This is a genomic window from Micromonospora sp. NPDC093277, assembly GCF_044765245.1.
Taxonomy (GTDB): domain Bacteria; phylum Actinomycetota; class Actinomycetes; order Mycobacteriales; family Micromonosporaceae; genus Micromonospora.
In genome coordinates this window covers 16,341-43,169 of sequence record NZ_JBIWJO010000004.1, presented here as the reverse complement: position 1 = coordinate 43,169, position 26,829 = coordinate 16,341, and the positions used below count along the sequence as shown (strand labels likewise).

Below are 26,829 nucleotides of genomic sequence, written 5' to 3'. Positions count from 1 at the left end.
CTCCAACTGCCGGGAAACCACCGCATGCCGCATCTTGCGGCCGACAGCCGCACCCACCCACGCAATCCGGACATTCAGCTCAGGCGACGCGGCGGGGGCGCGGACAGGGGCGGCCGGACCGAGCGACCCCTCCAGAGGCGCGAACTCGATCAGCGACGGTGGCGGCCGGCGAGCTGTCCGCTCGCCGGCCGCCGGTCGGGGTCGAACACCCCGCACGGCGTCAGAACGCCTCCTCCGGGAGGTCCATGATCTCCAGGTCTGCACCCTCGATGATCCGCCGGTCGGCGCCGATCCGGGGCAGCACCTCGCGGGCGAAGAACCGGGCGGCGGCCACCTTGCCGGTGTAGAACCCCCGGTCGGCGGCCGAGACCTCGCCGGCCAGGGCCTTCAGCGCCACGTCCGCCTGCTTCTGCAGCAGCCAGCCGACCACCAGGTCGCCGACCGCCAGCAGGAACCGGCGGCTGCTCAGGCCGACCTTGTAGAGGGCCCGCGAGTCGCCGCTCTGGGCCTCGCCCAGCCAGCCGGTCAGTACGCCGAGCATGTTCTGGATCTCGGCGAGCGCCTTGCCGAGCGCCTGCCGCTCCTCCTTGAGCTGGCCGTTGCCGGCCTCGGAGGTGATGAATTCCTGGATCTCACCGGCGACGGCCAGCAACGCCTTGCCGTTGTCCCGGACGATCTTCCGGAAGATCAGGTCGAGGCTCTGGATCGCCGTGGTGCCCTCGTACAGGGTGTCGATCTTGGAATCGCGGATGTACTGCTCCAGCGGATAGTCCTGGAGGAAGCCGGAGCCGCCGAAGGTCTGCAGCGCCTCGTGGCCGAGCAGCTCGTACGCGCGCTCCGAGCCGACGCCCTTGACCAGCGGAAGGAGCAGGTCGTTGACCCGCTTGGCCAGCTTGGTGGCCTGCTCGTCGCCGGCCGCCTCGGCGATGGCGACCCTGTCCTGCCAGCTCGCCGTGTAGCAGACCAGCGCGCGCAGGCCCTCGGCGTACGACTTCTGCATGAGCAGCGAGCGGCGCACGTCCGGGTGGTGGGTGATGGTCACCCGGGGTGCGGTCTTGTCGGTCGACCGGGTCAGGTCGGCGCCCTGCACCCGGTTCTTCGCGTACTCCAGGGCGTTGAGGTAGCCGGTGGAGAGGGTGGCGATCGCCTTGGTGCCGACCATCATCCGGGCGTACTCGATGATCATGAACATCTGCCGGATGCCGTCGTGCTTGTCGCCGAGCAGCCAGCCCTTGGCCGGTACGCCGTGCTCACCGAAGGTCATCTCGCAGGTGTTGGAGACCTTCAGGCCCATCTTGTGCTCGACGCTGGTGGCGAAGACGCCGTTGCGCTCGCCCAGCTCGCCGGTCTCCTCGTCGAAGTGGTACTTCGGCACCACGAAGAGGGAGAGGCCCTTGGTGCCCGGGCCGCCGGCGCCCTCCACGCCGACCGGGCGGGCCAGCACGTAGTGGACGATGTTGTCGGAGAGGTCGTGCTCACCCGAGGTGATGAAGCGCTTCACGCCCTCGATGTGCCAGGAGCCGTCCGGCTGCGGGATGGCCCGGGTACGGCCGGCGCCCACGTCCGAGCCGGCGTCCGGCTCGGTGAGCACCATGGTCGAGCCCCACTGCTTCTCGATGAAGAGCTTGGCCCACTCGCGCTGCCGCTCGGTGCCCTCGACGTGCAGCACGTGCGCGAAGGAGGGGCCGGAGGCGTACATCCAGATCGGGGCGTTGGCGCCGAGCACCAGCTCGGCCATCGACCACCAGAGGGCGCGCGGGGCGTTGGTGCCGCCGAGGGCCTCCGGGAGGTCCAGCCGCCAGAACTCCGAGTCCATGAACGCCTGGTAGGACTTCTTGAAGGACGCCGGCAGCGGTGCGGTGTACGTCGCCGGATCGAAGATCGGCGGATTGCGGTCACTGTCCGCGTAGCTCGCCGCCAGGTCCTCGCGGGCCAGGCGGTCGACCTCGGAAAGGAAGCTGCGGGCGGTGTCGACGTCCACCTCCGTGTACGGCGCCTGGCCGAACGTCCGGTCCGCCCCGAAGACCTCGAACAGGTTGAACTCGAGGTCCCGAAGGTTGCTCTTGTAGTGGGTCATGCTCGCTGGCCCCGCTTCCGAACAGCTGTTACCGATCAGTAACCCAGACTGTATTACTCATCGGTAGGTAACGACAAGCCGATCGTGAAAGTGACAGCGATTACACACCTGTGCTTCAGCTTCCGGGCACCCGGCGACGCCCCGCCTCAGTTGGCGACGCCGACGGTCCGGCGTACGGACTCCGGCCGGTCGAGCAGGGCGAGCATGAGCTGGGCGACGTCGGCCCGCGACACGCTCAGACCGCCCCGGATGTTCCGCCCGTACGCCGTGCGGTAGCCGCCGGTCAGCGGGCCGTCGGTGAGCCGCGGCGGCCGGACCACGGTCCAGTCGAGGCCACCGTCCCGCAACTCCTCCTCCATCAGCGCGAGGTCGGCGTAGTGCCGTCGCAGCACCCGCCGGATCGCCGGACCGAGCACGAAGCGCATCAGGGGGCCGTCCCCCTCGTCGCGTCGCGGCGGGCGCGGCCGGCCGGGGGACGGCACCACGCCGACCGGGGCGGCGCTGACCACCACGATCCGTCGTACGTCCGACCGGGCCATCGCCTCGGCGATCGCCCGGGTACCCCGGGACGCGACACCGGCGTCGGCCGCGACACGGGGGCCGACGCCGGACAGCACCGCGTCGGCGCCGGCGACCGCGGACCGCAGCGCCGCCGGGCCGGCCGCCGCCAGATCGGCGGTCACCACCTGTGCGTACGTGTCGGGCAGCCGGGCCGGATCGCGCACCACCGCCGTGACGTCGTGACCGTCGGCCAGTGCCTGGTCGACGAGGTGGCGACCGATTCCGCCACTGGCCCCGAAGATCACGAGTTTCATCCGTCACCCCTTCGTCGTGGGCCGCCGGAGCGGCCGCATCCCGTAAGATACGGAAACCGTAACAGTTGATACGAGGCTCAAACAATATGGAATCCGTAGCATCTGGAGATGCGCGCCGACGCCGACAGGCGGCCAACCGGACCAAGGAGGCGATGCGGGAGCTGAGCAACCAGCTCGCGCTGCTGAACCACCACGTCGGCGTACGGCTCTCACTGCGCGACGTGGACCTGGACTGTCTCGACCTGATCGACCGGCACGGACCGCTGAGCCCCGGCACGCTGGCCCGCCGGGCCGGCCTGCACCCCGCCACCATGACCGGCGTCCTGGACCGGCTCCAGCGGGGCGGCTGGATCGTGCGCGAGCGGGACCCCGACGCCACCGACCGCCGCTCGGTGACCGTCCGGGCCCTACGCGAGCGCAACGGCGAACTGTTCCGCCTCTACGCGGGCATGAACGCCGCGATGGACGAGATCTGCGCCGGGTACGACGAAGGCCAGCTCGCGGTGATCGCCGACTTCCTGCGCCGGGCCGGGGAAGCCGGCCGGCGGGCCACCGACGAACTGGCCGACGGCTGAACCGACAGGGCGTCAGCTCTCCGCCGCACCAACCTCCCAGCTCGGCACTGCGGCCGTCACCTCACTACGCGAGCCGGTGTACTGCATCAGGACCAGCGCGATGTCGTCGTCGAGCCGCCCGTGCACCCATTCGACCAGGGCCGTCTCCAACGAGGCGAGGCCGTCGGCGACCGTGCCGTGGCCGAGCAGCTGCCAGGCCCGGTCGGCCGTCGGGAAGAACTCGCCGTCCCGGCGCGCCTCCCCGAGCCCGTCGGTGAACAACAGCAGCCGGTCGCCCGGTTCGAGCCGCTCCACCCGCGGACGGACCACCGGCATGAAGCCCAGCGGCGGCGCGGGCGCGGGCGGCTCCAGCGGAATCACCGCGCCCCCGCGCAGCAGCAGCGGCGGCGGGTGCCCACAGTTGACGATGGTCAGGGTGCCGCCGCGCTCCTCGACCAGTGCGGCGGTGACGAAGTCCTCGTCGCCCACGTTGCGGGCCACCGCCCGGTCCAGATCGGTCACCACCGCGCGCAGGTCCGCCCGCTCGTACGCGACGTGCCGGTACGAGCCGAGCACGATGCTGGCGAGCCGGACCGCGTCCAACCCCTTGCCCCGCACGTCACCGATGATCATGCGGACGCCGTACGGGGTGTCCATCGCCTCGTACAGGTCGCCGCCGATCTCGGCCCGGGCCGTGGAGGAGATGTAGCGGGCGGCCACCGTGAGAGTGCCCACCTGCGGCCCGATCGGCCGGAGCACCGCCTGCTGGGCGACCGAGGCGAGCCGGGACAGCTCGGCGATCTTCTCGGACTGGCGCTGGCGTACCGCTGCCACAGCGCCGGCGATCCCGGTGGCCAGCGCGACGCCGGTGACATTGACGGCGGAGACCAGGGAGAGCGTCCGTTCGGCGAGGGCGAAGGCGGCCCCGATCGCCGTGGCGAGGACCCCCACCCCGAGCACCACCCGCCACGACCCCAGCGCGGCGGCGAGCAACGGGGCGATCACCATCAGCGCGATGTAGTGTGCGGCCGGGCCTTCGGCCCACTCCATGGCGGAGACCAGGATGAGCAGCGCGAGGGCCGCGCCGAGGCCGGCGCGGGATCCGGGGCTCAGCGGGCCACGGCCCGACTGGAAGGGTTGCGTGCGTATACCGGACAGCATGCCTGATGGACATGAACCGGTGAATGAACCTGGCCCGTCGTCTGAGGACGTTCTGCCCGGCCGGATCGCCTCCGTGGCCCGATCGCCGCCGGTCACGGGGTCAGCCGAGCACCTCGTACCGGACGGTCAACTCGCCGAGACTGGTTGCGGCGATGGCCGCGAAGGCGGCGCGGGACAGGTCAAGGCACCGGCCGGTGACGAACGGGCCGCGGTCGTTGATCCGGACGACCACCGACTTGCCGTTGGCCGGATTGGTCACCCGGACCTTCGTGTTGAACGGCAGGGTCTTGTGCGCGGCGGTCAGCGCGTTCGGGTTGAAGGTCTCCCCGTTCGCGGTCATCTGGCCCTCGTCATAGAAGGACGCGCCGCAGGAGCCGCTGTCGACGACCTTCGCCGCGGCGGTGGTCTTCGTCGCCGTGGGCTTCGGCTTCGGGCTCGCGGTGCGCGTCATGCTCCGCGAGGCGGCCTGGGTCCGGGTCGCCTTCGGACTCGGGGTGGCCGTCGGCGACGGGCTGAGGCTCGGCGAGGTGGACGCGCTGGGCGAGGCGGAGAGGTCGGTCGGGCTGGGGGCGAGGGTGCTGGGCGGAGCCTCGACGACGCGGGGCTCGGCGAGGGCGGAATCGGTCGCGGGCTCGCCCGAGGTGAGCTGGATCGCGCCGAAGGTGCCACCGACGGCGAGCAGCACGCCGACGGCCGCGGTCGCGGCGATGCCGGCCGGCGAGGAGAGCTTGCGGGTACGGAGATGCCTACCAGCCACCGCCCGGTCCTTTCGTCAGCTGAACAAACCGGCTCGGACCGTAACGAGAGAAGCACTTCCGAAGTCAATGTGATCATGCTGCTATGCCCGCATTTACCCCGATACGTCTATCCGCTCGTGCGAACCTTGCTCATCCGAACGGAGGAAGGATCGCTGGCCAGCAACCATGCGGGAATCGTCTGGCGGCGGTGCCCGAAGATGGTGTCGTGCTGAGCCGACGCCTGGTCGAGTTGTTCCGCTGGGTCGACCCCGGCCCGGACAGCAGTCATCTGGTCAGCGACACCTCCGGCTGGTGGCGGGATCCGGAGGTGCTGGCCGGCATCGGACCGGCCCTCGCCGGCCTGTTCCCCGCCGCCCGGCCCACCGTGGTGGTCGCTCCCGAGGTGACCGGGCTGCTGCTCGGCCCACTGGTCGCGGTGGCCGCCGGCGCCGGATTCCTGCCGGCGCACAAGGAGGGCGGGCCGCGGCGGCGGGTCGGCCCGATGCGCTGGGCCGAGACACCACCGGACTACCGGGGCCGCCGGCTACGGCTGGGCGTCGACGGCCACCGGCTCGGCCCCGGCGACCGGGTGCTGCTCGTCGACGACTGGGTGGCCACCGGAGCCCAACTGGACGCGCTCGACCGGGTGATCCGGGACAGTGGGGCGGAGCTGGTCGGCACGGCGGCGCTCGTCGCAACCTGCCCGCCGTACGTCGCCGAGCGGCTCCGGCTGCGCGCCCTGCTCACCGGAGACGACCTGGACCGGACGACGTCGGGTTGATCCAAGTTGGCCGACGCGGCGCTTGAGGCGCACGGGGCGACCGGCGACGCGCGGGCGCTGGCGGCAGCCGACTACGCCGGCCAGCTCAGCTGACAAAGTCCTCAACGACCGTGCAGCTGCCGTCCGGCCCGCCCGGGGGGGCGGACGAAATCCCGCGACGGGCGGCCGGGGCGGCGGTTAGCCTCGGCAGGATGTGGCCCCGCATCGGAGGACTTCGCACCCTCGCCCTCGGCGCGCCCGGCGAGCTGCGAGCCAACCTCAACACCCTCGTGCTGGCCGGCGTGAAGACCGCCACCGCCGGCCTGCTGACCTCCGAGTACGCCGACGAGAACGAGGAGCTGGAACATGTCGGCGAACGGCTCGTCCTGGTCGACGACCATGACGCGCTGGTGGGCGTCGTCGAGGTCACCGACGTCGAGGTGGTCCGCTTCGCCGACGTGTCCTGGGACTTCGCCCGCTCGGAAGGGGAGGGCGACCGGTCCATCGAGGAGTGGCGGGAGGGGCACCGCCGCTACTGGGCCTCGGTGGGCTTTCCGGTCGACGACGACTCGCCGGTGGTCTGCATCCGGTTCCGCCTGGCCTCCGAGGTGTAAGGAGGGGCCCCCTCTTAACGTTTCCGGTAGAGCAGGGGCCCCTTCGTAACCACCGCCGAGGGTGGCGTCAGAGCCGGCGCAGGTCGGGGAGCAGGTCGGCCGCCGTCGCCAGCACCGCCTCGTCGCCGGCGTACCAGCTGCTCGCGCGGGGCCAGTGCGTCACCACGTCGGTGAAGCCCAGCCGGGCGGCCCGGGCGACCTGCTCGGCGAAGAAGTCCACGCTCGTGAGCGAGAAGACCGGCGCCGAGTCGAGCGACAGGTAGCGGTCCAGGGTGGCCGGATCGCGGCCCGCCCGGTCGAGGGCCACGTCCATCTGGGCGGCGAGCTCCTCGACGGACGACCACCAGGTGTCCAGGTCGTCGCCGCCGAGACCGGTGGTCACCCAGCCCTGCCCGAACCGGGCCGCCAGCCGCATCGAGCGAGACCCGTTCGCGGCCATCACGAACGGCACCCGGGGCTGCTGCACGCAGCCGGGGTTGTTCCGGGCGTCCACGGCGGCGAACCATTCGCCGCGCCAGGTGGTGCCGTCCTCGCGCAGAATCAGGTCCAGCAGCTCGGTGAACTCGGCGAACCGGTCGACCCGCCGCCCCGGCGGCAGGGTCTCCCCGCCCAGCACCGTGGCGTCGAAGCCGATGCCGCCCGCGCCGAGGCCGAGCAGCAGCCGGCCGCCGGAGACGTCGTCCAGGGCGGTCACCTGCCGGGCGAACGCCGCCGGGTGCCGGAAGTTGGGCGAGGCGACCAGCGTGCCGAGGCGGATCCGCGAGGTGACCGTCGCGGCGGCGGTCAACGTGGTCGTCGAGTCGAACCAGGGGCCGTCGACCAGATCCCGCCAGCCGAGGTGGTCGTACGTCCAGGCGTGGTCGAAGCCCCACTCCTCCGCCTGCCGCCAGCGCCGCCGCGACTCCGACCAGCGCTGGTCGGGCAGGATCACGATGCCAATCCGCATGATCGTCAGGGTACGGCCCGGCGGGCCGGTTCGGGCCACCGGAGATCTGCTCGAACAGGAAAGTAGCGGCCTCCCACGCGAACGAGGCCGCTGCTTCCTGAATCGAGTGCGATCTTGCGGGTGCCGGGGAGGGCTACGCGGGCACCACGTCGGCGACCACGCAGGCGATGTTGTCCGGGGCGCCCTCCGCGTACGCGAGGTCGATCAGGCGGCCGACGGCGGTCTCCGGATCGTCGGCGGCGGCGAGCGCATCGTGCAGCGCCGCCGGCCCGAGCACCGCGGAGAGCCCGTCGGAGCAGAGCAGGTAGCGGTCGCCGGCCAGGGCGGTACGCAGCGCCAGGTCGGCCTCGACCTGGGCACCGGCCCCGAGCGCCCGCACCAGCAGGGCACGCTGCGGGTGCCCGGCCACCTCGGCCGAGCTGAGCCGGCCCTGGTCGACCAGCGACTGCACGTACGTGTGGTCCTGGGTCAGCCGGAACAGCTCGCCCCCGCGCAGCAGGTACGCCCGGGTGTCCCCGACGTGCACCAGGGCCAGCTGCGATCCGCGGCGCAGGATCGCGGTGAGGGTGGTAACCGGTTGGTGCCCCTCGGTGGCGGCGGCGCGTACCGCGCGGTCGGCCGACGTCACCGCCTCGGCCAGCGTGGCGAGCAGCTCGGCGGCCGGCGCGTCGGCCAGTTCCAGCGGCCGGAGCGCGTCGACGGCGGCGGCGCTGGCGGCGGCGCCACCCGGGCCGCGCATGCCGTCGGCCACGGCGAGCAGGTTCGCACCGGCGTACGCGGTGTCCTCGTTGGAATCCCGGACCGCACCGGTCTCGCAGCGTACGGCGTACCGGAAGGTGGTTTCGGACATGGTGGACTCCGTTTCGGCGAGTTGACCGACGAGGAGTGCGACGGCCCGACCGCGCGCCGCCGTGTCCGCGCTGACCCGATGCCACCAGGCGGCTACGGCCTCGCCGGCGGCCACCGGCTTCAGGGCGCAGACGGCCCGGATGTCGGTGAGCGGCATCCCCGCCCGTCGCAGCGCGGCGATCAGCCGGGCCCGGTCGAGTTGCGCCGGCTCGTAGTAGCGGTAGCCCGAGTGCGGGTCGACGGCGGCGGGCGGCAGCAGCCCCAACTCGTCGTAGAGCCGTAGCGCCTTGGGCGTGAGTCGCGCCGCGCGGGCGAACGCCCCGATGGTCAGCAGCTCCACGGCCGCATCCTCCTCGTGCCGGTCACGGCGACCGGCACGGACCACGCTCGGCCTTGCCGCAGGGGCAGGGTCAAGGTGTTGCCTATGTATCAATCACTTATATATATTGTCCGCGTGAGCCAGATGCGCGAGCCGACGTTCCTGATCCTCACCGCGCTCGCTGCCGGCCCCCGGCACGGCTACGGGATCATCCAGGACGTCGCCGTGCTCTCCGGGCGGCGCGGCACCCTGCTGCCCGGCACCCTCTACACCGCGCTCGACCGGCTGACCGCGCAGGGGCTCGTGGAGCCGGACCGCGAAGAGGTGGTGGACGGGCGGCTACGCCGGTACTACCGGCTCACCCCCGGTGGACTCGACGCACTCCAGGCCGAAACCGCCCGGATGCGCCAGCTCGCCACCGCGGCCGAGACCCGGCTGCGCGCCATGCGCCCGCACACCGCCTGACCCGCCTTCCGCCCGCCCACGCTCCCGAACGAAGGGGAGGCCATGTCTCTCGCCCGTCACTACCGGTGGTTACTGCTCGCCTATCCCAGGGCGTACCGGCGGGAACGCGGCGAGGAGATCCTCAGCCTGCTGCTCGACACCGCACCCGCCGGGCGGACCCGGCCGACCGCACGGGAGGCGTTCGACCTGATCCGGGGCGGCCTACGCTGCCGCCTCGGCCGGCCCGCCAGCACCAGCATCGGCGCCTGGGCGGCCCTCACCGCGCTGATCTGCGGACTGTTCACCGCATCGCTGGCCGCCCGGATCGCCTGGGAGACCTCCCGGCCGCAGCCGGACCGGGCCGAGATCGCGGCGGTCTTCGCCGAAGCGTTCCCCGGCCATCAGCTCGACGACGACATCATGACCGCCCCGGCACTCTTCGTCTTCTACAACAATCCGCTGACCTGGCGGTCGCTGGAGCCGGTGCTGTTCGGCGACGGCGGCGAATACCAGGAGGGCATGGCCGTCGCGTCGGCCGCCGGCCCCGCACCGATGCCGGAGGCGGAGACCCTGGCGACCGCCCAGCAACGCCTCCGGGCCGCCGGCTGGCAGGTGTACGAGCCGACCATCGAGGTCCTCGACATCTGCGCCACGAGCTGCGACCCGGCGAGCCAGCCGGTCGAGACCACCCTGGTGGCTCGCCGGGGCGACACCGCCTTCCGGGCCACCTTCCACGACTCGTCCTACAACTCGTACCTCGGTTTGGAGATGCAACGGACGACGCCGCCAGCGGTGCTGCCCGCCGCCGTGCTGGCCGGCCTGGCCGGGGGTGTGCTCACCTGGCTGGTGTTCGCCTGGGCGAGCCGGCGCACCGAGGGCCGCCGGGGCGTGGCCGCGCTGCTCGCGATCGCCCTCTTCCTGTGGTGGGCACCCGCGCTGCTCTCCACGGCGTCGCTGTTCTCTCATCACCTCGGCGAACCGCACCCCGCCTGGCATCCGCTCTGGGAGTGGCTCGGGCAGCCGACCTGCTCGCTGCTCTTCCTGGTCGGCGCCGCCTGCACGCTGGCCCTGCTGGTCGTCGCGCTGGTCCCCCGCAGGGACCTCCAGCCGCTGATCCTCAACGCGGGCTGAGGGCTCGCGGCTGCCGTTCAGTCCGCGGGCGCGGGGTTGGCGTCGACCGCGGCGCGGACGAACTCGCGTACCCGGGCGGTGGTGTTGCTGGCCAGCCACACCGGTCCGCGACGGATCGGCGGCGCGTCGCGGATCGGCACGTACGCCAGGTCGGGCCGGGGGTGGTAACGCCGGGTCTGCTCGCCCACCGGCAGCACCCCCCGGCCCATCGCCACCAGCGACAGCATCTCGGGGAAGGTGTTGCCGGCCGGGCCCTTCGGCACCGGCCGGCCCGACGGCGTCCGGTCCGGGGTGCGATCACGTTTGAACTCCACCGAGGTCACCGCCGGAAACTGCACCACCGGATGCTCGGCCAGCGCCTCCAGCGACACCGACTCCGCGCCCGCCAGTGGATGGTCCGCGGCCACCGCGAGCACCCGCTGCTCGTGGACCAGCGCCGGGCCGTTCGCCATGCCGTCGAACGGGTACGACGCGATGAGCACGTCGATCGTGCCGTCCCGCAGGCTCGACCGGGTGGTGGCCAGCGGTGCCTCGTGGACGTGCACCACGCAGTCCGGGTGGCGCTCGGAGAAGAGGGCGACGGCGCGGAGCAGGACCGGTGCGGTCCACTCACCGACGAACGCCACCCGCAGCTCCCCGGTGAGCCCTCGCCCCGCTTCGACGGCGCGCTGAACGGCCTCCGCCATCCCGGCCACCAACGGACGCAGATCCTCGGCCAGGCGGGCGCCGATCGGGGTGAGCCGGACGACCCGGCTGGTGCGCTCGAACAGCGGCGCGCCGACCCGGCGTTCCAGTTTGCGCACCACATGACTGACCCGACCGGTGGTCACCCGCAGCCGCTCGGCGGTACGCCCGAAGTGCAACTCCTCGGCCAGGGTCAGGAACGTCTCGACCTCGTACCGCTCCAGCACGCCGACCCCCACCGTTGAACCCGGGTCAACGATCGTAGTCCGATCGCGGCTTGGTCCGCGGCCCGACCAGGACGAGGCTGGACGGTGACTTCCTACGAGGACAGGAGCACAAATGGACCACTACGCCCTGGGGGCACGATGAGCACGGTGCGGGTGACGGCCTTCGACCATCTGGTCCTCACCGTCGCAGACGTGGAACGGTCCCTGGACTTCTACTGCGGCACCCTCGGCCTGGAGCCGGTCCGGGTCGACCGCTGGCGGGCCGGTGAGGCGCCCTTCCCGTCGGTACGCGTGAACCCGGAGACCATCATCGACCTGGTACGCGGCGAGCCGAGCGGGTCGAACGTCGACCACTTCTGCCTGGTGGTGGAGCCGCTCGACTGGCAGCAGGTGATCGACTCCGGAGTGTTCACCGTGCTGACCGGGCCGGTGCCACGCTTCGGCGCACGCGGCACCGCCACCTCGATCTACGTACGCGACCCGGACGGCAACGTCGTGGAGCTGCGCTGGTACCCGCAATAGTCGTCACCGACGGGTGCCGGTCCGTTGCTAACGTGGCGCGATGCCCGAACTGCAGCGGCTCGACGTGCACCACGCCCCCGCCCTGCTCCGCTTCGAGCAGGAGAACCGGGCGTACTTCGCCCGGTCGGTGCCGGACCGGGGCGACGACTACTTCGCCGAGTTCGCCGCCCGGCTCGCGAAACTGCTCGCCGAGCAGGCCACCGGCGAATGCCACTTCCACCTCCTGGTCGACGACGACGGCACCGTGCTGGGGCGGTTCAACCTGGTCGACGTCGCCGAGGGCAGCGCCGAGCTGGGCTACCGGGTGGCCGAGCGGGCGACCAGGCGCGGCGTGGCACAGGACGGCGTCGGCCGCGTCTGCGACCTCGCCCGCGAGGAGTACGGGTTGCGTCGGCTGGTCGCGTCGGCCGCGCTGGCGAACCCGGCCTCGCTCGCGGTGCTGCGGCGCACCGGGTTCGTCCCGGTCGGCGAGGTACGGCTCAGTGGGCAGCCCGGTCTGCGGCACGTCCGCGACCTGACGCTCCTGCCCTCGCCGGCGGATATCCGTTGGCGCTCATCGCAGGCCTGAGTCACCATCCCGACGTGACCGACCACGAGGAGTTGCCCCTCGCCGACAAGCTGGCGCTCGGAAAGCTGTCCTACCTGCGGCAACGCTCGCTCGGCGGCACCCGCTACCGGGCCACCGGACAGCTCTGGCTCCAGGTGACACCTCGTTACCTGCACTGGAGCCGGCCCTCGGTGTTCGATCTGCACCTGGAGTCGATCCGGCAGCGCCTCGTCGCCTTCGAGCAACTCGCCAAACGCCGCGACCCCGGTGCCGGCGACGCCTGGCAGGCCGTGGTCGCGGCCGTGGATCTGCTGCTCGCCGACGCCCGCCAGCGCGTCGGGCACCGCATCCGCCCAAGGCGGACCTGACCGCCCTGGCGGTGGCAAACGATTGAGGCCCGGCCAGGAAACATGCGATCGACAAGGCGGTGAAGGCGGCCCGGCGCAAGCCGGGCAAGCGCAATCCGAGGCGGGCCGCCGAGGGTGGCGGGCCGGCTGCCGAGGCCAGCTAGGGCCTGTCTCAAGGCTTATTTGATCTCGTGGCAAGATCGCCGGATGCTGCGACTCACCGATTTCATCATCGACTGCCCGGACACGATGGAGCTGGCAGCCTTCTATTCAGAGGTGACGGGTCGCCCGGTCAAGGAGGGCAGTCACGGCAACTGGGCCGGTATCCGGTTTGGCGAGATCGAGCTGGCCTTCATCCGGGTGGAGGACTACCGCGCCCCGCAGTGGCCCGACAGCGAGCATCCCAAGCAGTTCCATCTCGACTTCGAAGTTGACGACATCGAGGCCGAACAGAGCCGCGTCCTGGCCCTCGGCGCGACGCTACAGCAGGATTCCGTCGGCCCCAACGGCTACGGCTGGCGCGTCTACACCGACCCCGTCGGCCACCCGTTCTGCCTCTGCCGCAACAAGGGTGTCACCTGGACCGACCAGGGCCTCATCTGGCCCAAGAGCGAGTAATGGCCCGCTGATGGCCCACGGCCTGTTTCAGCTCCGCTGACAACGCGAAAGCCCTGGTTGGGACTCTCGTCCGGACCAGGGCTTTCGCGAGTTGGAGCGGGTGACGGGAATCGAACCCGCACTGTCAGCTTGGGAAGCTGATGTTCTGCCATTGAACTACACCCGCAGGCGGCACCACTGTACCTGAGGTCACCGCCGTCGTGCACCCAGGTACCCCCGGCGCGCCTCCCACCCCCCGCGAGATCACCTCGACGCGATCTTGGAACCATAGCGATCCGTCGATCGGGCAAGAAGTTTCACTGTCGCAACATATGAGCGTTTTCAAATTTATCGATGGACTGTAACGTCGGCTCCACGTTCTCAACCACGGCGTGACACACCCCCTGTCGCGCCGCCAGAAAGAGGTGGGCCCATGGGACTCCGTCCCAACCTGCTGACCCGGCGTACCGCCGGTGTCGCGTCGACGACCCTCGCGCTGCTGCTCAGCACCGCCGCGGTGGGTGTCGTCCCGGCCGCTTCGGCCTTCTCCGCCGCCCCGGCGGGCGGCTGCGTCGAGCCGGCCGACGTCCACCCGGACGCCCGGGTGAAGGCCGGAGCGCACGCCAAGCACGACCCGAACGAGTTGACCGCCTCGCAGGTGCGGGAGCGGGAGGCGGATCTCGACGCCGCCCTGGCCGAGCGGTCCAGGCTCCGCGTCGACGCCGCAGCCGCGCCCCTGGCGACCGTGACCATCCCGGTCGTCGTCCACGTCATCCAGCGGGACAGCACGCGGGCTGGCGGCAACATTCCCGACTCGATGATCAATCAGCAGATCAGCGTGCTGAACCAGGCCTACAGCGGGGGCACCGGCGGCGCCGCGACCGCCTTCGCGTTCCAGCTCCAGAAGATCAACCGGGTCACCAACCCGTCCTGGTACCCGATCGTCTCGGGCTCCTCGGCCGAGCGGTCCATGAAGACCACGCTGCGGGAGGGCGGCAAGAACACCCTGAACATGTACCTGGGCGAGCTGAGCGACAACCTGCTCGGCTGGGCGACCTTCCCGAAGAAGACACTGGACAAGATGGACGGCGTGGTCGCGCTGAGCGAGTCGCTGCCGGGTGGCACCGCCACCAACTACAACCAGGGCGACACGGGCACCCACGAGATCGGCCACTGGCTGAACCTCTACCACACCTTCCAGGGCGGCTGCACCGGCCAGGGCGACCAGGTCAGCGACACCCCGGCTGAGGCCTCCCCTGCCTACCAGTGCCCGACCGGGCGGGACACCTGCACCGCTCCCGGCGCGGACCCGATCCACAACTTCATGGACTACACCTACGACTCGTGCATGTCCGAGTTCACCCCCGGGCAGGCCAGCCGAATGCTGACCGCGTGGGAGGCCTACCGCGCGGCGTAGCAACCGCAGCACGGCGAACGGTGCCGGTCCCGTTCGACGACGGGGCCGGCACCGCGCTGTCGCGGGGCTCAGGCGGCCGGGCGGCGGGTGTCGAAGCCGTGGCGGCCGCGCCGGGCCTCGGGCGGCGCGACGTCGGAGCGCCGCGTCGGGCCGGTCGCTCGCGGGTCGAGCCAGACCCGCACCTGCGGCCGGCCCGCGCCGAGCTGGGCCGCCTGGTCACGCCGGGTCAGCATCGCCACGTCGACGGTGAACTCGAACAGCCGCCAGTCGACCTGCGGGGCGGCCCGGCCGAGGGCGGCCACCCGGGCCACGGTGGCCGGCTCGGTCACGGGCTCGGCCCGGCCGGCGACGTAGGCCTCGTCGTCGCGCTCCTCGGGCGGGAACGAGTGCAGCGCGTAGCGGCCGTCGCGTTCGAGGTCGCGGCGCTTGGGCGACTCGATGACGAAGCAGTAGAGCCCCTCGTCGGTGATGACCGGGGAGACCGGGTGGACCCGGGGGCCGCCGTCGGCGCGGACCGTGGCGAGGTAGCCGAAGCCCGGCCCGTACTGCTGCAGGAGAAGGCGGATCTCGTCGGCGAGTCGGGGCTCGTCGGCGGCGAATTCGGACCAGGAAGCCATGCGGACATTCTATCGAACAAGTGTACGAGTGCGCAGTCCGACACGCAGGTCACCCGTACCGGTCGCTATGGTGTTCCGATGCTGCTCTCCGACCGCGACCTGGCCTCCGAGATCGAAGCGGGCACGCTCGCGCTGGAGCCCTTCGAGCCCGCGCTGGTGCAGCCTTCCAGCATCGATGTACGCCTCGACCGGCTCTTCCGGGTCTTCAACAACCATCTCTACACCCACATCGACCCGGCCGTGCAGCAGGACGACCTGACCTCGTTGGTGGAGGTGCCCGAGGGCGAGCCGTTCGTGCTGCACCCGGGTGAGTTCGTGCTCGCCTCCACGCTTGAGGTGATCTCGCTCGGCGACCAGCTCGCCGGGCGGCTGGAGGGCAAGTCGAGCCTGGGCCGGCTGGGGCTGCTCACCCACTCGACCGCCGGCTTCATCGACCCGGGCTTCTCCGGGCACGTCACGTTGGAGCTCTCGAACGTGGCGAACCTGCCGATCACTCTCTGGCCGGGGATGAAGATCGGCCAGCTCTGCATCTTCCGGCTCTCGTCGCCGGCCGAGCACCCGTACGGTTCGGCGGTCTACGGTTCGCGCTACCAGGGGCAGCGCGGCCCGACGCCGAGCCGTTCCTGGCAGAACTGGCGCATCTGGTCGACCCGCTGACGGGTGTTGACAGGGGCCCCTTCCGCTACCTGAGGCGTTAAGAAGGGGCCCCTCCTTTCACATCAGCCGGGGCGGCCGTAGCTGTTGATCTGGCCGTCGTCGACGCGTTTCATCGTGATGGGTTTGCCCGACTGGGAGGCGTGCACCACCCAGCCGTCGCCGACGTACATCGCGACGTGGTGCAGGTCGCTGTAGTAGAAGACCAGGTCCCCTGCGCGCAGCTCGCTGCGGCTCACCCGCTTGGTGACGTCGTGCTGTTGCCGGGCGTTGTGCGGCATCGAGACGCCCGCCTTGGCCCAGGCTGCCATGGTGAGACCGGAGCAGTCGTAGTGGTCCGGGCCGGCGGCGCCCCAGACATAGATCTTGCCGATCTGGGCGCAGGCGAACTTGACCGCGACCCCGGCGGGGCCGCCCGGATAGCCGGCGGGGCAGGGCGCCGGGCGCAGCGGGCCGCCGCCGCCGTTGCCGTACACCTTGAGCCGCAGCTTCTCCAGCCGGACGATCTCGGCGTCGATCTGCTTCTTCCTGGCCGAGAGCTGGGCATCGGTACGAGCCAGTTGGGCGACCATGTCGTCCAGCGGCTTCTTCTTCGCGGCCAACTGATCGCGCAGGTCGGCCACGGCCTGCACCTGCTGCTGCTGGCGGTGCGCGAAGCGGTCGAGCAGTTCGAGGCTGTTGACGATCTCGCCCGGCGACCGGCTGCCCAGCAGCGCGTTGACCGTGGAGATGCCGTTGCCCTTGTACGCGTCGGCGGCGAGCCCACCGACCTGCCCGAGGGCCTCGTCGACCTGGGCCTGCAACGGGGCGATCTGTTTGGCCAGCGCGTTGGCCTGCTTGCGTTTGGCGGCGAGGTCCTCGCGGGTGGCGTTGACCTGCTCGATGATCGGTTCGAGCTTGTTCCAGTCGGCGTCGATCTGCCGCTCGATCTCGGTGACCGACGGGTCGGCGTGGGCCGCCGTGGCGCCGCCGGTCAGTACGACGGCGGTGCCGGCCAGGGCGGCAAGGGCGGTGGTTAAGCGGGACCAGCGGGTACGCGGCGCAGCCGTCGACCGGCCGACCGGCCGGACCGACGGTCGCCGCGGGGCATGGTGTGCCACCGGGCTCCGTACTCCTTCTTTCCTGACCGCCTACCGGGTTAGCTGACGGGTTCGGGCGGGAAGGGAGCCGCCCTACCGCACCACGGTGCGGATTCACCCCAGGTACCTGGGTCCCCGGCTCGCCCGGAGGCGACTCGGCGGTGTCCGACCGCCACCACCCGGGCTGGGCGGTGAACCTACCGGTCGACGACTGACCAGAGTAGAGATCGTCGTTACCATTCCGCAACCCGCGACGCCGTGACACTCCGTACTCAAATTCGCGGTCGCGGTCCGCGGGCATGAAGGTTTCTTTCGGGGTACATCGTTACCTGGAAAGGTATTGACCAGGAGGCATGCGCGGAGCGAGGGTGAGGACGCAGTGACCCCCATCCCGAACTGGAGGTTTGATGCACCTCTCAGCCCTAACGTCGCGCAGACGGGTATTGCTGGCCGCCACCGTCGCGGCAGCCACCGCTCTCGCGATCAGCGGCCCCAGCGCGGCGGCGCCCCTCACCGCCGGAACCACCGACAACCCGGACCGTCAACAGCAGTACGCCGCCGCGGCAGCGGAGTACGGCGTGCCGCAGAGCGTCCTGCTCGGCGTCTCCTACCTGGAGTCCCGCTGGGACACCCACGCGGGCCAGCCCAGCACCAGTGGCGGCTACGGCCCGATGCACCTGACCGACGCGGCCCAGGTCGCCTCGACGCCGTCCAGCGCCCACGTCGACGAGAACGAGGACCCGCGCGGCGACGAGTCCCGGCCGCTCGTTCTCGACCCGGCGATCGCGGCGCGGCCGAGCGGCGACGTACTGCCGCAGGCGTCGCTGCAGACCCTCGACGCCGCCGCCGACCTCACCGGCGAGTCGAAGGAGACGCTGCGTACCGACGCCGTCGCCAACATCCGGGGCGGTGCGGCGCTGCTCGCCTCGTACCAGCAGGAGCTGGGTGGGCCGGCCGGCGCCGGCAGCGACCCGGCGGCCTGGTACGGCGCGGTGGCCCGGTATTCCGGCGCGGACACCGAGGACGCCGCGGCGGCCTTCGCCGACGAGGTGTACGACCAGATCAGCCAGGGCGCCAGCCGGATCACCGACGACGGCCAGCAGGTGACCCTCGCCGCCGCGGCGGTGACGCCGGACCAGTCCGGGCTGCACAAGCTCGGGCTGCGTCGCGCCGAGCGGCCGGACGGCCTGGAGTGCCCGGTCCGCCTCGCCTGCGAGTGGATCCCCGCGCCCTACGGGAAGTACGGCCCGGGTTCCGGCGACTACGGCAACTACGACATCGGCAACCGGCCGGCACAGCAGAAGATCGAGTACATCATCATCCACGACACCGAGGGCTACTTCGGCCCGAGCGTGCAGCTCGTTCAGGACGTGACCTACCTGGGCTGGCACTACACGCTGCGTTCGGTGGACGGCTACGTCGCCCAGCACATCAAGGCCAAGGACGTGGGCTGGCACGCCGGCAACTGGTACGTCAACGCCAAGTCCATCGGCATCGAGCACGAGGGCTTCGCCGGCCACGGCACCTGGTACACCGAGGCGATGTACCGGACCTCCGCCAAGCTGGTCCGGCACCTGGCGCTGCGCTTCCAGATCCCGCTGGACCGGCAGCACATCCTGGGCCACGACAACGTTCCCGGCATCACCGCCGCGAACGTGGGCGGGATGCACTGGGATCCGGGACCGTACTGGGACTGGTCGCACTACTTCGACCTGATGAAGGCGCCGTTCAAGGGAACCGGGACCCCGAACACGGGCCTGGTCACCATCGACCCGGACTACGCCAGCAACCAGCCGGCCTTCACCGGTTGCAACCGGCAGCCCCCGGGCGTTCCGAACCCCCTGCCGCCGATCCAGCCCTGCCCGCTGCGCGGCTCCTCCTCGGTCATCCTGCGCACCGCTCCGAGCCCGACCGCGCCACTGGTCAACGACCTGGGGCTGCAGCCGAACGGCCAGCCGAACACCATGTACATCTCCGACCACGGCGCCCGCGCCTCGGCCGGTCAGACGTACGCTCTCGCCGATGTCCAGGGCGACTGGACGGCCATCTGGTACCTCGGCCAGAAGGCGTGGTTCCACAACCCGGCCGCGGCGCGGACGGCGAAGTGGGCGAACGGCTTCGTGGTGACCCCCAAGCCGGGCAAGGCCACCATCCCGGTGTACGGGCGCGCCTACCCCGAGCAGGCGGCGTACCCGTCAACCATCCCCTACCAGGCAATCTCGCCGCTGCAGTACACCTTCAAGGCGGGCCAGAAGTACGCGGTCGGCGGCGTGCTGCCGGGCGAGTACTACCGGGCCGTCTCGTTCGACGGCTCGGCGGCGGATGACCGGACGGTCGTCCGCGGCGCGAACCAGTACGTGCAGATCCAGTTCGGCCACCGCGTGATGTACGTCAACCTCGACGACGTACTGATCCAGCCAGGGGCGGTAGACGCACCCCGGTAACCCGAACGAGACGAAGGCCCCCGGTCCGCGGACCGGGGGCCTTCGTACTGGGCGAAGCAGCCGTCAGTAGGGCCGGCGGAAGCCTGCGACCGGCTGGTAGCTGATCTGGCTCACCTGGACCGGCTTTCCGGTCCGTGGGGCGTGCACCATCAGCCCGTCGCCGAGATAGAGCCCGACATGGTGCAGATCGCTGTAGAAGAAGACCAGGTCACCGGGGCGGGCATCGGCCCGGGACACGGCCTTGCCCTCCTTCCACTGCGCGCCGGTGAAGTGGGTGAGGGAGATACCCGCCGCCTTGTAGGCGTACTGGGTGAGGCCGGAGCAGTCGAACGAGTTCGGGCCCGTCGCGCCCCACACGTACGGGTCGCCGACCTGGGCGCAGGCGGTCGTGATCGCGGTCCGGGCCGCCTTGCTCAACACTCCGTCGATCGCCGGGCAGTTCGCCGGCCGCACGGAGGACACCGGCAGCATCGCGGTCAGCCGCTTGATCTCGGCGTTGATCTGCTTCTTCTTCGCCTCCAGCTCTTCCTTCTGCTTGGTCTGGGTCTCGATCAGGTCATCCAGCTTCTGCTTCTGCCGGTTGTACTTGTCGCGGACGGCGAGCACGCCGGCGACCTGCTGGCGCTGCTGCTGGGCCAGCCGGTCGAGGATGACGAGCTGCTCGCCGAGGGTGCCCGGCTTGGTGCTCACCAGCAGGGCGCCGAGGTCCTGCGACGGGCCCGTCATGTAGTAGCGGGCGGCGATGTCACCGACCCGGTTCATCGCCAGGGCCGACTCCAGCTCCAGCGGCACCATCTTCTTTGCGAGCTCGTCCGACTTCTTCGTGTTGACCTTGAGCTGCGCGCGGACCTTGTTGTAGTTCTCGATGGTGGGTTCGAGCTGTTCCCACTGCTTGTCGATCTGCGCGTCGATCTCGTCCACCGAGGGCGCCGCGTGCGCCGGAGCCGCCAGCAGCCCGGCACCGACCGCGGCGGCCGCGACCAGGGTGAGGAGACGACGTACTACCCGGCGCGCTCCGACGGGTCGAAGCGGGGGTTGGCGCCGGGCGTGACGATCAGGGGGCATGGTTGCCACCGCACGGACTCCTTTGCAACCGACCGCCGGGCGCCTCGCGAGAGGGAAGGTCGAGGCAGACGACCACAACGGTCGGTGCCCCACATTAGGGAAGACAGCCGGGTGGAATCAAGGCGAGGTATCACTCAATCTCATGCGCGCAATCAATCGAATACCAAGGGTATTCATTCAGCTGCCAACAATCGCCGTCAATACATCGTCGAGGGTCACCACGCCCAGTGGTCGACGGCCGTCACTGACCAGGACCATGTGCCGTCGCTCACGGCGCATCGAGAGCAGCAGGTCGGCCAGCGTACGGTCGGGCGGCACGACCGCCAGCGGCCGGTAGACCTCGGCGGGCACCGGCGTCCGGCGGCTCGCGCCCGCGTACCCGAGCACGTCCTTCACGTGGACGAAGCCGAGAACCCGCCGGGTGGACCGCTGCACCACCGGGAAGCGCGAGCGGCCGGTACGGGTCGCCAGCACCTCCAGCGAGGCCGGAGAGACGTCCTCGGCCACGGTGGTGACCGTCGACCAGGGTTGCAGCGCGTCCGCCGCGGTACGGCTGTGCAGGGCCAGCGCGCCGGTGATCCGGGCATGCTCCTCGGCGTCCAGCAACCCCTCGGTACGCGCCTGGGAGACCAGACCGGCCAGTTCCTCCGCGGTGAACACCGTCTTCACCGCGTCCGTCGCCTCGACCCGCCACAGCCGCAGCACCTGCCGGGCCGACCACTTCATGGCCAGCAGCAGAGGCTTGGTGGCCAGGCAGAACGCCAGCATCGCCGGGCCGAGCCAGAGCGCCGACGGCTCCGGGCCGGCCAGCGTGATGTTCTTCGGCACCATCTCGCCGACCACGGTGTGCAGGAAGACCACCACGCCCAGGGCGATCACGAACGCCACCGGGTGCACCCCGGAGGCCGGTAGGCCGAGCGCCTCGAACGGCGCCTCCAGCAGGTGCGCCAGCGCCGGCTCGGCGATCGCGCCGAGGCCGAGCGAGCAGACCGTGATGCCGAGCTGCGCCCCGGCGATCATCAGCGGGATCTGGTTCATCGCGGCGAGCGCCCATCGGGCCCGCTTGGAGTCCGCGGCGAGCGGCTCGATCACCGTACGCCGGGAGGCGATCAGGGCGAACTCGCTGCCCACGAAGAAGGCGTTGCCGAGCAGCAGCAGGGCCGCGACCAGCAGTTCACGCATCGTCGGCGGGCTCCTCGGGACGGACCACCCGGACCTGCTCGATCCGGTGCCGGTCGACCTCGACGACGGTGAACTCGTACCCGCCCTCCTCGACGCTCTCGCCGGGGGCGGGGATGTGCCCGAGCCGGGCCATCAGGAACCCGGCCAGCGTCTCGTACGGGCCCTCGGGCAGCCGGAAGCCGGCCTGCTCGACCAGTTCGTCCGCGCGCAGCACGCCGTCCACCAGGACGGTCCGCTCACCGCCCGGCACGGTCAGCTCTCCCGGCCCGAGATCGTCCACGGCGTCCGGGTCGAACTCGTCGGCGATCTCACCGACCAGCTCCTCGACCAGGTCCTCCACGGTCACCACCCCGTCGGTGCCGCCGTACTCGTCGACCACCACCGCGAGATCCGCGCCCGCGCCCTTCAGCGCCGCCAGCACGCCGTCGAGGTCGAGGCTCTCCGGGACGAAGACCGGCTCGCGGGCGACCGCGGCGACGGTCGTCGCCGCCCGCAACGCCAGCGGCACGCCCAGCGCGTCCGGCACCCCCGCGACACCGGTGACCAGGTCCAGCGTCTCCTCGTAGACCGGGAACCGGGTACGGCCGGTCTCCCGGGACAGCTCCAGCAGCTCGGCGACCGTGGCGGTGGCGCGCAGCGCCACCACGTCCACCCGTGGCGTCATCGCCTCGGCGGCCCGCTTGTCGCCGAAGCGGATGGTGCGGCGCAGCAGCATCGCGGTGTCGGGCGGCAGCGCGCCGGCCCGGGCCGAGATCGCGGCGAGCAACCCCAGTTCCTCGGGCGATCGGGCGCTGGCCAGTTCCTCCTGCGGTTCCACCCCGAGCCGGCGGACCAACCGGTTGGCCGCGCCGTTCAGCAACCGGATCAGCCAGCCGAGCGCCCGGGAGAAGGTCCGCATCGGGCCGGCGGTGCCGAGCGCGGCCGGCATCGGCCGGGCCAGGGCCAGGTTCTTCGGCACCAGCTCGCCGAAGAGCATGGAGATCAGCGTGGCCAGGGCGAGCGCGAGCAGCCCGCCGAACCGGTCCGCGTCCATCGGGCGCAGCAGCGGGGCGAAGAGCCGGGCCAGGGCCGGCTCGGCGAGGTAGCCGGTGAGCAGTGCGGTGATGGTGATGCCGAGCTGGGCGCCGGAGAGCTGGAAGGAGAGCTCGCGCAGGGCCCGGCGTACCGTGACAGCCCGGCCGTCCCCCTCGCCGGCCCGCCGGTCGATCTCCGCGCGGTCCACGGTGACCAGGGCGAACTCGGCCGCGACGAAGAACGCGTTGCCGGCGGTCAGCAGGACGAAGCCGACCAGGGGCAACAGCGTGGTGACCAGCAGGCCGTCGATGGTCGTCTCACCTCGGACGGGATTCTCCCACGGGTCCGCCCCGGAGACGAGTGCACGCGAGCCGGCGCTGGTCCAGCCGGACTACGGTGGCGGCCATGAGTGCGTTCACCCTCGCCGACGAGCTGGTCCTCCTCGCCTACGACGACGCCGGCGCCAACCAACTTGGTGGTCTGCGCCTGGGCTACGGGCTCGCCGGGGCGGTGCTGCTTGACTTGGCCCTCGCCGCCCGGGCCGAGGTGGTGAACGACCGGCTGACCGTCATCGACCCCAGACCGGTCGGGCACCCGGTGCTGGACGCGGCCCTGGCCTCGATCGGTGCCGAGCAGAAGCTCCACAAGCCCAAGGACTGGATCAGCCGGCTGGCCAAGCAACTGCCCGACCGGGTGCTGGCCGGGCTGGTCGAGGCCGGGGTGCTCCGGCGGGAGTCGGACCGGGTGCTCGGACTCTTCCCGCGTACCCGGTATCCCTCACCCACGGGTGCGGAGCCGGTGCCGGAGACGGAGGCCCGGCGGCGGATGCACGCGGCGGTCGCCGGCGACGGGCCGGTCGACGCGCGGACCGCCGCGCTGATCGCCCTGACCCGGGCGGTCGGGCTGGACCGGCAGCTCTTCCGGGACCTGCCGAAGGGCCGGGTCAAGGTCCGGCTGGCCGAGATCGCAGCCGGCGACTGGGCATCCGCGGCGACGAAGAAGGCGATCGAGGAGACCCAGGCGGCGGTCATGGTGGCCATCACGGCCGCCGCGATCGCCAGCACCGCCGCTTCCTGACCACGACGGCGGTGCCACCGCCGTCGTGGTCGCGCCGTTCCCGGCGTACGCCTCAGCCGGCGACCGGCTCGGCCGCCTTGCCGCCCTGGGTGGTCTCCGGCTTCACCGAGCGCAGCAGCACGCTGGCCACGTCGATCACCTCGACCTGCTCCCCGGCGCCCTTGCCGTTGACCCCGTCGCTGAGCATCGTCGAGCAGAACGGGCAGCCGACCGCGATGGTCTTCGCCCCGGTGGACATGGCCTCCTCGACCCGGTCCACGTTGATCCGCTTGCCGATCTTCTCCTCCATCCACATCCGGGCACCGCCGGCACCGCAGCAGAAGGAGCGCTCGCTGTTCCGGGGCATCTCGGTGATCTCGCCGCCGCCCAGGGCGCTGCCGAGGACTTCGCGCGGCGGGGTGAAGACCCGGTTGTGCCGGCCCAGGTAGCAGGGGTCGTGGTAGGTCAGGCCGCCGTCAACCGGCTGCACCGGGGTGAGCTTGCCGGTGGCGACCAGGTGGGCCAGGAGCTGCGTGTGGTGCACCACCTCGAACTCGCCGCCGAGCTGGCCGTACTCGTTGCCCAGGGTGTTGAAGCAGTGCGGGCAGGTCGCGACGATCTTGCGCTTGCTCTTCTCCCGACCCTCGAACGCCTCGTTCAGCGTCTCGACGTTCTGCTGGGCGAGCATCTGGAAGACGAACTCGTTGCCGATCCGGCGGGCCGGGTCACCGCTGCAGGTCTCGCCCTCGCCGAGGATGGCGAAGGAGACGCCCGCCTCGTTGAGCAGCGTGGCGACCGCGCGGGTGGTCTTCTTGGCCCGGTCCTCGAAGGCGCCGGCGCAGCCGACCCAGAACAGGTACTCGAAGTCCTCGACCTCGCCGACCCGGGGCACCTCGAAGCCGAGGCCCTTGGTCCAGTCCTCCCGGGTGTTCTGCGGGGCGCCCCACGGGTTGCCCTTGTTCTCCAGGTTGCGCAGCATGACGCCGGCCTCGGACGGGAAGCTCGACTCGATCAGCACCTGGTAGCGGCGCATGTCGACGATGTGGTCGACGTGCTCGATGTCCACCGGACACTGCTCGACGCAGGCGCCGCAGGTGGTGCAGGACCAGAGCACGTCCGGGTCGATGACCCCGCCCTCGTCGGCGGTGCCGATCAGCGGCCGGTCCGCCTCGGCGAGGGCCAGCACGTCGACGCCGGCGAGCTGCTCCTGGGAGGCCTTCTCCTCGCCGGTCAGGTCCTTGCCGCCGCCGGCCAGCAGGTACGGGGCCTTCGCGTACGCGTGGTCGCGCAGGCTCAGCACGAGCAGCTTCGGCGACAGGGGCTTGCCGGTGTTCCAGGCCGGGCACTGCGACTGGCATCGGCCGCACTCGGTGCAGGTGCTGAAGTCCAGCAGGCCCTTCCAGGTGAACTGCTCGACCTGGGCGACGCCGAACTGGTCCTTCTCCGGGTCGGCCTCCTCGAAGTCGAGCGGCTTGCCGTCGCTCATCATCGGCCGCAGCGGGCCGAGGCCGGACCCGGCCGCCTTCTCCGGGTCGCGCTTGAAGAAGATGTTGGGGAAGGCCAGGAAGCGGTGCCAGGCGACGCCCATGGTGACGTTCAGCGAGATCACGATGAGCCAGGTCATCGAGATAATGATCTTGATGAGGGCGGCGACGCTTACACCGACCTCCCAGGCCGGCAGGGCGTTGCCGAGGGCGTGGCTGACCGGGGCGGCCCAGACCGGGTACTCGAAGTGGCCGGTGGCGACCTTGAAGCCGCGGATCAGGAACCCGAAGATCAGGACCAGCAGCACGACCCACTCGACGAAGTAGCCCTGCCACATGGTGGAGCCGGTGAACCGGGACCGGTTGCCGGGTCGGGCGGGCCGGTTGCGCAACCGGATCGTCATCAGCACCAGGATGCCCAGCAGGCCGAACACGCCGATGATCTCGGTGGCCAGGCCGAAGACCGTCCAGGGCCCGATGATCGGCAGCTCGCCCCCGGGCGTGACCACCTCGAAGTACGCCTCGAGCACCAGCAGCGACAGCACGATGAACGCGACCATCACGAACCAGTGCGCGGCGCCCACCACGCTCCACTTCAGCATGCGGGTGTGACCGGCGGTCTCCACCAGCATCTTCGTGGTGCGGGTGCCCTTGTCGGCGACCCGCTCCGGCGCGGGTTGCCCGAGGCGGATGACCGCCACCATCTTCATGACCGCGCGTACCGCAAGCCATACCGCCACCGCGGTGATGGCGGCCGCGAGGATCGTGGTGACGATCTGGACGCTGCCCATCGAGTTGGCCTCCCGGTCTGCTGCCTGGTCGAGCGGCTCGGCGGCCGGGACCGGCTCAGGGCACGGCCGGCGTCCCGCCGCTACCGCCACCCCGACCCGACCGGTCGATGACCTCGCTCCGCTCGGTCATGCAGTGCAGCCTACGCGCGAGGTTACCCACGAGTAACGTGAGACATCTCGCACCTGGGCCACGCCGCCCTGCCGACACCTTAGGTGCACGGGACGCCGCACGCTGGTCAGGGGCGTCCGAGCGTGACCTACGTCCATGTCCGAGCGGTGGTGAACCACCCACCGGCGGTCGATCGGGGTGAGACAGGTCAACGGCCCGGCCCCGCGACGGCTTCGGATCCCTGCGCGCCGTCGGACGCGCCGAGCTGAAGCCCGGGAACCGGGCCGGCCGTCGACCGGGTCAGCGCCAGCGGGAGAGCAGGATCAGCGAGGCGACCATCGCGCCGAAGCCCACCGCGAGGTTCCAGTAGCCCCACGACATGACTGGGTACGCCTGCTCGGAGAGGTAGTACACGACCAGCCAGCCGATACCGGCGACGATCAGCGCGACGGCGGTGATCGGCAGCCAGATCGGGCTGGGCTTGCGCGTTGCTGCCGTAGCCGTCGGACGCACGTCCGTCGGGGGGGTGTACACCTTCTTCTTGCGGACCTGAGACTTGGGCACGACGCTCTCCAGAGGGGGGTAC

27 protein-coding genes, 1 tRNA gene and 1 riboswitch are annotated in these 26,829 nt (G+C 71.1%); of the genes, 13 read left to right on the top strand and 15 right to left on the bottom strand.

The genetic code is table 11. The annotated features are described in order from the left end of the window. Positions 1 to 220 precede the first annotated feature (220 nt). Positions 221 to 2,077 carry an acyl-CoA dehydrogenase gene (locus ACIRG9_RS10430; protein ID WP_402853216.1) on the bottom strand — a complete coding sequence of 619 codons (1,857 nt, stop codon included), beginning with the start codon at positions 2,075 to 2,077 and terminating at the stop codon, positions 221 to 223. 146 nt (positions 2,078 to 2,223) lie between these two features. Then, positions 2,224 to 2,892, bottom strand: a complete 669-nt coding sequence (locus ACIRG9_RS10425; protein WP_402853214.1) for an NAD(P)-dependent oxidoreductase — start codon at positions 2,890 to 2,892, stop codon at positions 2,224 to 2,226. 152 nt (positions 2,893 to 3,044) lie between these two features. On the opposite strand from ACIRG9_RS10425, the gene ACIRG9_RS10420 reads away from it, so the two are divergent. Then, complete coding sequence (locus ACIRG9_RS10420; RefSeq protein WP_402853211.1) at positions 3,045 to 3,467, top strand: MarR family transcriptional regulator; 423 nt, start codon at positions 3,045 to 3,047, stop codon at positions 3,465 to 3,467. Between the two features lie 12 nt (positions 3,468 to 3,479). Here the strand turns inward: ACIRG9_RS10420 and ACIRG9_RS10415 are convergent, their stop codons facing one another. Then, positions 3,480 to 4,607 (bottom strand): PP2C family protein-serine/threonine phosphatase, encoded by a 1,128-nt coding sequence (locus ACIRG9_RS10415; RefSeq protein ID WP_402853208.1) that lies wholly within the window; start codon positions 4,605 to 4,607, stop codon positions 3,480 to 3,482. Positions 4,608 to 4,707: 100 nt separating this feature from the next. Next, complete coding sequence (locus tag ACIRG9_RS10410; protein WP_402853202.1) at positions 4,708 to 5,364, bottom strand: septal ring lytic transglycosylase RlpA family protein; 657 nt, start codon at positions 5,362 to 5,364, stop codon at positions 4,708 to 4,710. Positions 5,365 to 5,570: 206 nt separating this feature from the next. Between ACIRG9_RS10410 and ACIRG9_RS10405 the strand changes: the two genes are divergently transcribed. Together ACIRG9_RS10405 and ACIRG9_RS10400 are read left to right on the top strand one after the other, a co-directional pair. Further along, entirely contained in the window at positions 5,571 to 6,125 is a 555-nt protein-coding gene (locus ACIRG9_RS10405; protein ID WP_402853199.1) for a phosphoribosyltransferase, read from the top strand. Positions 6,126 to 6,316: 191 nt separating this feature from the next. After that, positions 6,317 to 6,718, top strand: coding sequence for an ASCH domain-containing protein (locus ACIRG9_RS10400; protein ID WP_402853196.1), 402 nt, complete (start codon positions 6,317 to 6,319; stop codon positions 6,716 to 6,718). 67 nt (positions 6,719 to 6,785) lie between these two features. Here the strand turns inward: ACIRG9_RS10400 and ACIRG9_RS10395 are convergent, their stop codons facing one another. Both ACIRG9_RS10395 and ACIRG9_RS10390 read right to left on the bottom strand, forming a co-directional pair. After that, entirely contained in the window at positions 6,786 to 7,664 is an 879-nt protein-coding gene (locus tag ACIRG9_RS10395) for an LLM class flavin-dependent oxidoreductase (RefSeq protein WP_402853193.1), read from the bottom strand. A gap of 133 nt (positions 7,665 to 7,797) precedes the next feature. After that, complete coding sequence (locus tag ACIRG9_RS10390; RefSeq protein ID WP_402853190.1) at positions 7,798 to 8,853, bottom strand: MerR family transcriptional regulator; 1,056 nt, start codon at positions 8,851 to 8,853, stop codon at positions 7,798 to 7,800. Between the two features lie 123 nt (positions 8,854 to 8,976). On the opposite strand from ACIRG9_RS10390, the gene ACIRG9_RS10385 reads away from it, so the two are divergent. After that, entirely contained in the window at positions 8,977 to 9,297 is a 321-nt protein-coding gene (locus ACIRG9_RS10385) for a PadR family transcriptional regulator (RefSeq protein WP_402854219.1), read from the top strand. Positions 9,298 to 9,339: 42 nt separating this feature from the next. Continuing rightward, positions 9,340 to 10,407 carry a hypothetical protein gene (locus tag ACIRG9_RS10380; protein WP_402853188.1) on the top strand — a complete coding sequence of 356 codons (1,068 nt, stop codon included), beginning with the start codon at positions 9,340 to 9,342 and terminating at the stop codon, positions 10,405 to 10,407. 17 nt (positions 10,408 to 10,424) lie between these two features. Here the strand turns inward: ACIRG9_RS10380 and ACIRG9_RS10375 are convergent, their stop codons facing one another. After that, complete coding sequence (locus tag ACIRG9_RS10375) at positions 10,425 to 11,318, bottom strand: LysR family transcriptional regulator (RefSeq protein ID WP_402854216.1); 894 nt, start codon at positions 11,316 to 11,318, stop codon at positions 10,425 to 10,427. Between the two features lie 138 nt (positions 11,319 to 11,456). Between ACIRG9_RS10375 and ACIRG9_RS10370 the strand changes: the two genes are divergently transcribed. From ACIRG9_RS10370 to ACIRG9_RS10355, 4 genes are all read left to right on the top strand, one after another. Next, the gene (locus ACIRG9_RS10370; RefSeq protein ID WP_402853185.1) at positions 11,457 to 11,840 is read left to right on the top strand and encodes a VOC family protein; all 384 of its coding nucleotides are present in this window, start codon (positions 11,457 to 11,459) and stop codon (positions 11,838 to 11,840) included. Positions 11,841 to 11,880: 40 nt separating this feature from the next. Continuing rightward, on the top strand, positions 11,881 to 12,408 hold the full coding sequence (locus ACIRG9_RS10365) for a GNAT family N-acetyltransferase (RefSeq protein WP_402853182.1): 528 nt from the start codon (positions 11,881 to 11,883) through the stop codon (positions 12,406 to 12,408). A 14-nt stretch (positions 12,409 to 12,422) separates the two neighbouring features. Next, the gene (locus ACIRG9_RS10360; protein WP_402853180.1) at positions 12,423 to 12,755 is read left to right on the top strand and encodes a hypothetical protein; all 333 of its coding nucleotides are present in this window, start codon (positions 12,423 to 12,425) and stop codon (positions 12,753 to 12,755) included. 186 nt (positions 12,756 to 12,941) lie between these two features. Continuing rightward, on the top strand, positions 12,942 to 13,352 hold the full coding sequence (locus tag ACIRG9_RS10355) for a VOC family protein (protein WP_402853177.1): 411 nt from the start codon (positions 12,942 to 12,944) through the stop codon (positions 13,350 to 13,352). 92 nt (positions 13,353 to 13,444) lie between these two features. Here ACIRG9_RS10355 and ACIRG9_RS10350 read toward each other — a convergent pair. After that, a tRNA-Gly gene (locus tag ACIRG9_RS10350) sits at positions 13,445 to 13,518 on the bottom strand. Between the two features lie 246 nt (positions 13,519 to 13,764). Here ACIRG9_RS10350 and ACIRG9_RS10345 point away from each other — a divergent pair. Further along, the gene (locus tag ACIRG9_RS10345; protein ID WP_402853174.1) at positions 13,765 to 14,748 is read left to right on the top strand and encodes a zinc metalloprotease; all 984 of its coding nucleotides are present in this window, start codon (positions 13,765 to 13,767) and stop codon (positions 14,746 to 14,748) included. Between the two features lie 68 nt (positions 14,749 to 14,816). On the opposite strand, the gene ACIRG9_RS10340 is transcribed toward ACIRG9_RS10345, so the two are convergent. Next, complete coding sequence (locus ACIRG9_RS10340; protein ID WP_402853171.1) at positions 14,817 to 15,365, bottom strand: pyridoxamine 5'-phosphate oxidase family protein; 549 nt, start codon at positions 15,363 to 15,365, stop codon at positions 14,817 to 14,819. A gap of 78 nt (positions 15,366 to 15,443) precedes the next feature. Here ACIRG9_RS10340 and dcd point away from each other — a divergent pair, with 78 nt between their 5' ends. Next, entirely contained in the window at positions 15,444 to 16,022 is a 579-nt protein-coding gene (dcd, locus tag ACIRG9_RS10335) for a dCTP deaminase (RefSeq protein ID WP_402853168.1), read from the top strand. Positions 16,023 to 16,084: 62 nt separating this feature from the next. Here dcd and ACIRG9_RS10330 read toward each other — a convergent pair whose 3' ends face one another. Further along, positions 16,085 to 17,119 (bottom strand): NlpC/P60 family protein, encoded by a 1,035-nt coding sequence (locus ACIRG9_RS10330; protein ID WP_402853166.1) that lies wholly within the window; start codon positions 17,117 to 17,119, stop codon positions 16,085 to 16,087. A gap of 12 nt (positions 17,120 to 17,131) precedes the next feature. Continuing rightward, a riboswitch (cyclic di-AMP (ydaO/yuaA leader) is annotated at positions 17,132 to 17,269 on the bottom strand. A 236-nt stretch (positions 17,270 to 17,505) separates the two neighbouring features. Here ACIRG9_RS10330 and ACIRG9_RS10325 point away from each other — a divergent pair. Continuing rightward, the gene (locus ACIRG9_RS10325; protein WP_402853163.1) at positions 17,506 to 19,542 is read left to right on the top strand and encodes an N-acetylmuramoyl-L-alanine amidase; all 2,037 of its coding nucleotides are present in this window, start codon (positions 17,506 to 17,508) and stop codon (positions 19,540 to 19,542) included. A 63-nt stretch (positions 19,543 to 19,605) separates the two neighbouring features. On the opposite strand, the gene ACIRG9_RS10320 is transcribed toward ACIRG9_RS10325, so the two are convergent. The 3 genes from ACIRG9_RS10320 to ACIRG9_RS10310 all read right to left on the bottom strand — a co-directional run bounded on the left by ACIRG9_RS10320 (position 19,606) and on the right by ACIRG9_RS10310 (position 23,086). Next, a complete protein-coding gene (locus ACIRG9_RS10320; RefSeq protein ID WP_402853160.1) occupies positions 19,606 to 20,607 on the bottom strand; it encodes an NlpC/P60 family protein in 1,002 nt (333 codons plus the stop codon). Between the two features lie 177 nt (positions 20,608 to 20,784). Further along, positions 20,785 to 21,789, bottom strand: coding sequence for a hemolysin family protein (locus ACIRG9_RS10315; protein WP_402853157.1), 1,005 nt, complete (start codon positions 21,787 to 21,789; stop codon positions 20,785 to 20,787). After that, complete coding sequence (locus tag ACIRG9_RS10310; protein WP_402853154.1) at positions 21,782 to 23,086, bottom strand: hemolysin family protein; 1,305 nt, start codon at positions 23,084 to 23,086, stop codon at positions 21,782 to 21,784. Before ACIRG9_RS10310 ends, ACIRG9_RS10315 begins: the two co-directional genes overlap by 8 nt. 122 nt (positions 23,087 to 23,208) lie before the next feature. Here ACIRG9_RS10310 and ACIRG9_RS10305 point away from each other — a divergent pair, with 122 nt between their 5' ends. Continuing rightward, positions 23,209 to 23,880 carry a GPP34 family phosphoprotein gene (locus ACIRG9_RS10305; RefSeq protein ID WP_402853151.1) on the top strand — a complete coding sequence of 224 codons (672 nt, stop codon included), beginning with the start codon at positions 23,209 to 23,211 and terminating at the stop codon, positions 23,878 to 23,880. A 52-nt stretch (positions 23,881 to 23,932) separates the two neighbouring features. Here ACIRG9_RS10305 and ACIRG9_RS10300 read toward each other — a convergent pair whose 3' ends face one another. Together ACIRG9_RS10300 and ACIRG9_RS10295 are read right to left on the bottom strand one after the other, a co-directional pair. Beyond that, the gene (locus ACIRG9_RS10300) at positions 23,933 to 26,134 is read right to left on the bottom strand and encodes a (Fe-S)-binding protein (RefSeq protein WP_402853149.1); all 2,202 of its coding nucleotides are present in this window, start codon (positions 26,132 to 26,134) and stop codon (positions 23,933 to 23,935) included. 409 nt (positions 26,135 to 26,543) lie between these two features. Continuing rightward, positions 26,544 to 26,807: a cell division protein CrgA gene (locus ACIRG9_RS10295; protein ID WP_109802044.1), complete on the bottom strand. Its 264-nt coding sequence runs from the start codon at positions 26,805 to 26,807 to the stop codon at positions 26,544 to 26,546. Between the last annotated feature and the right edge of the window lie 22 nt (positions 26,808 to 26,829).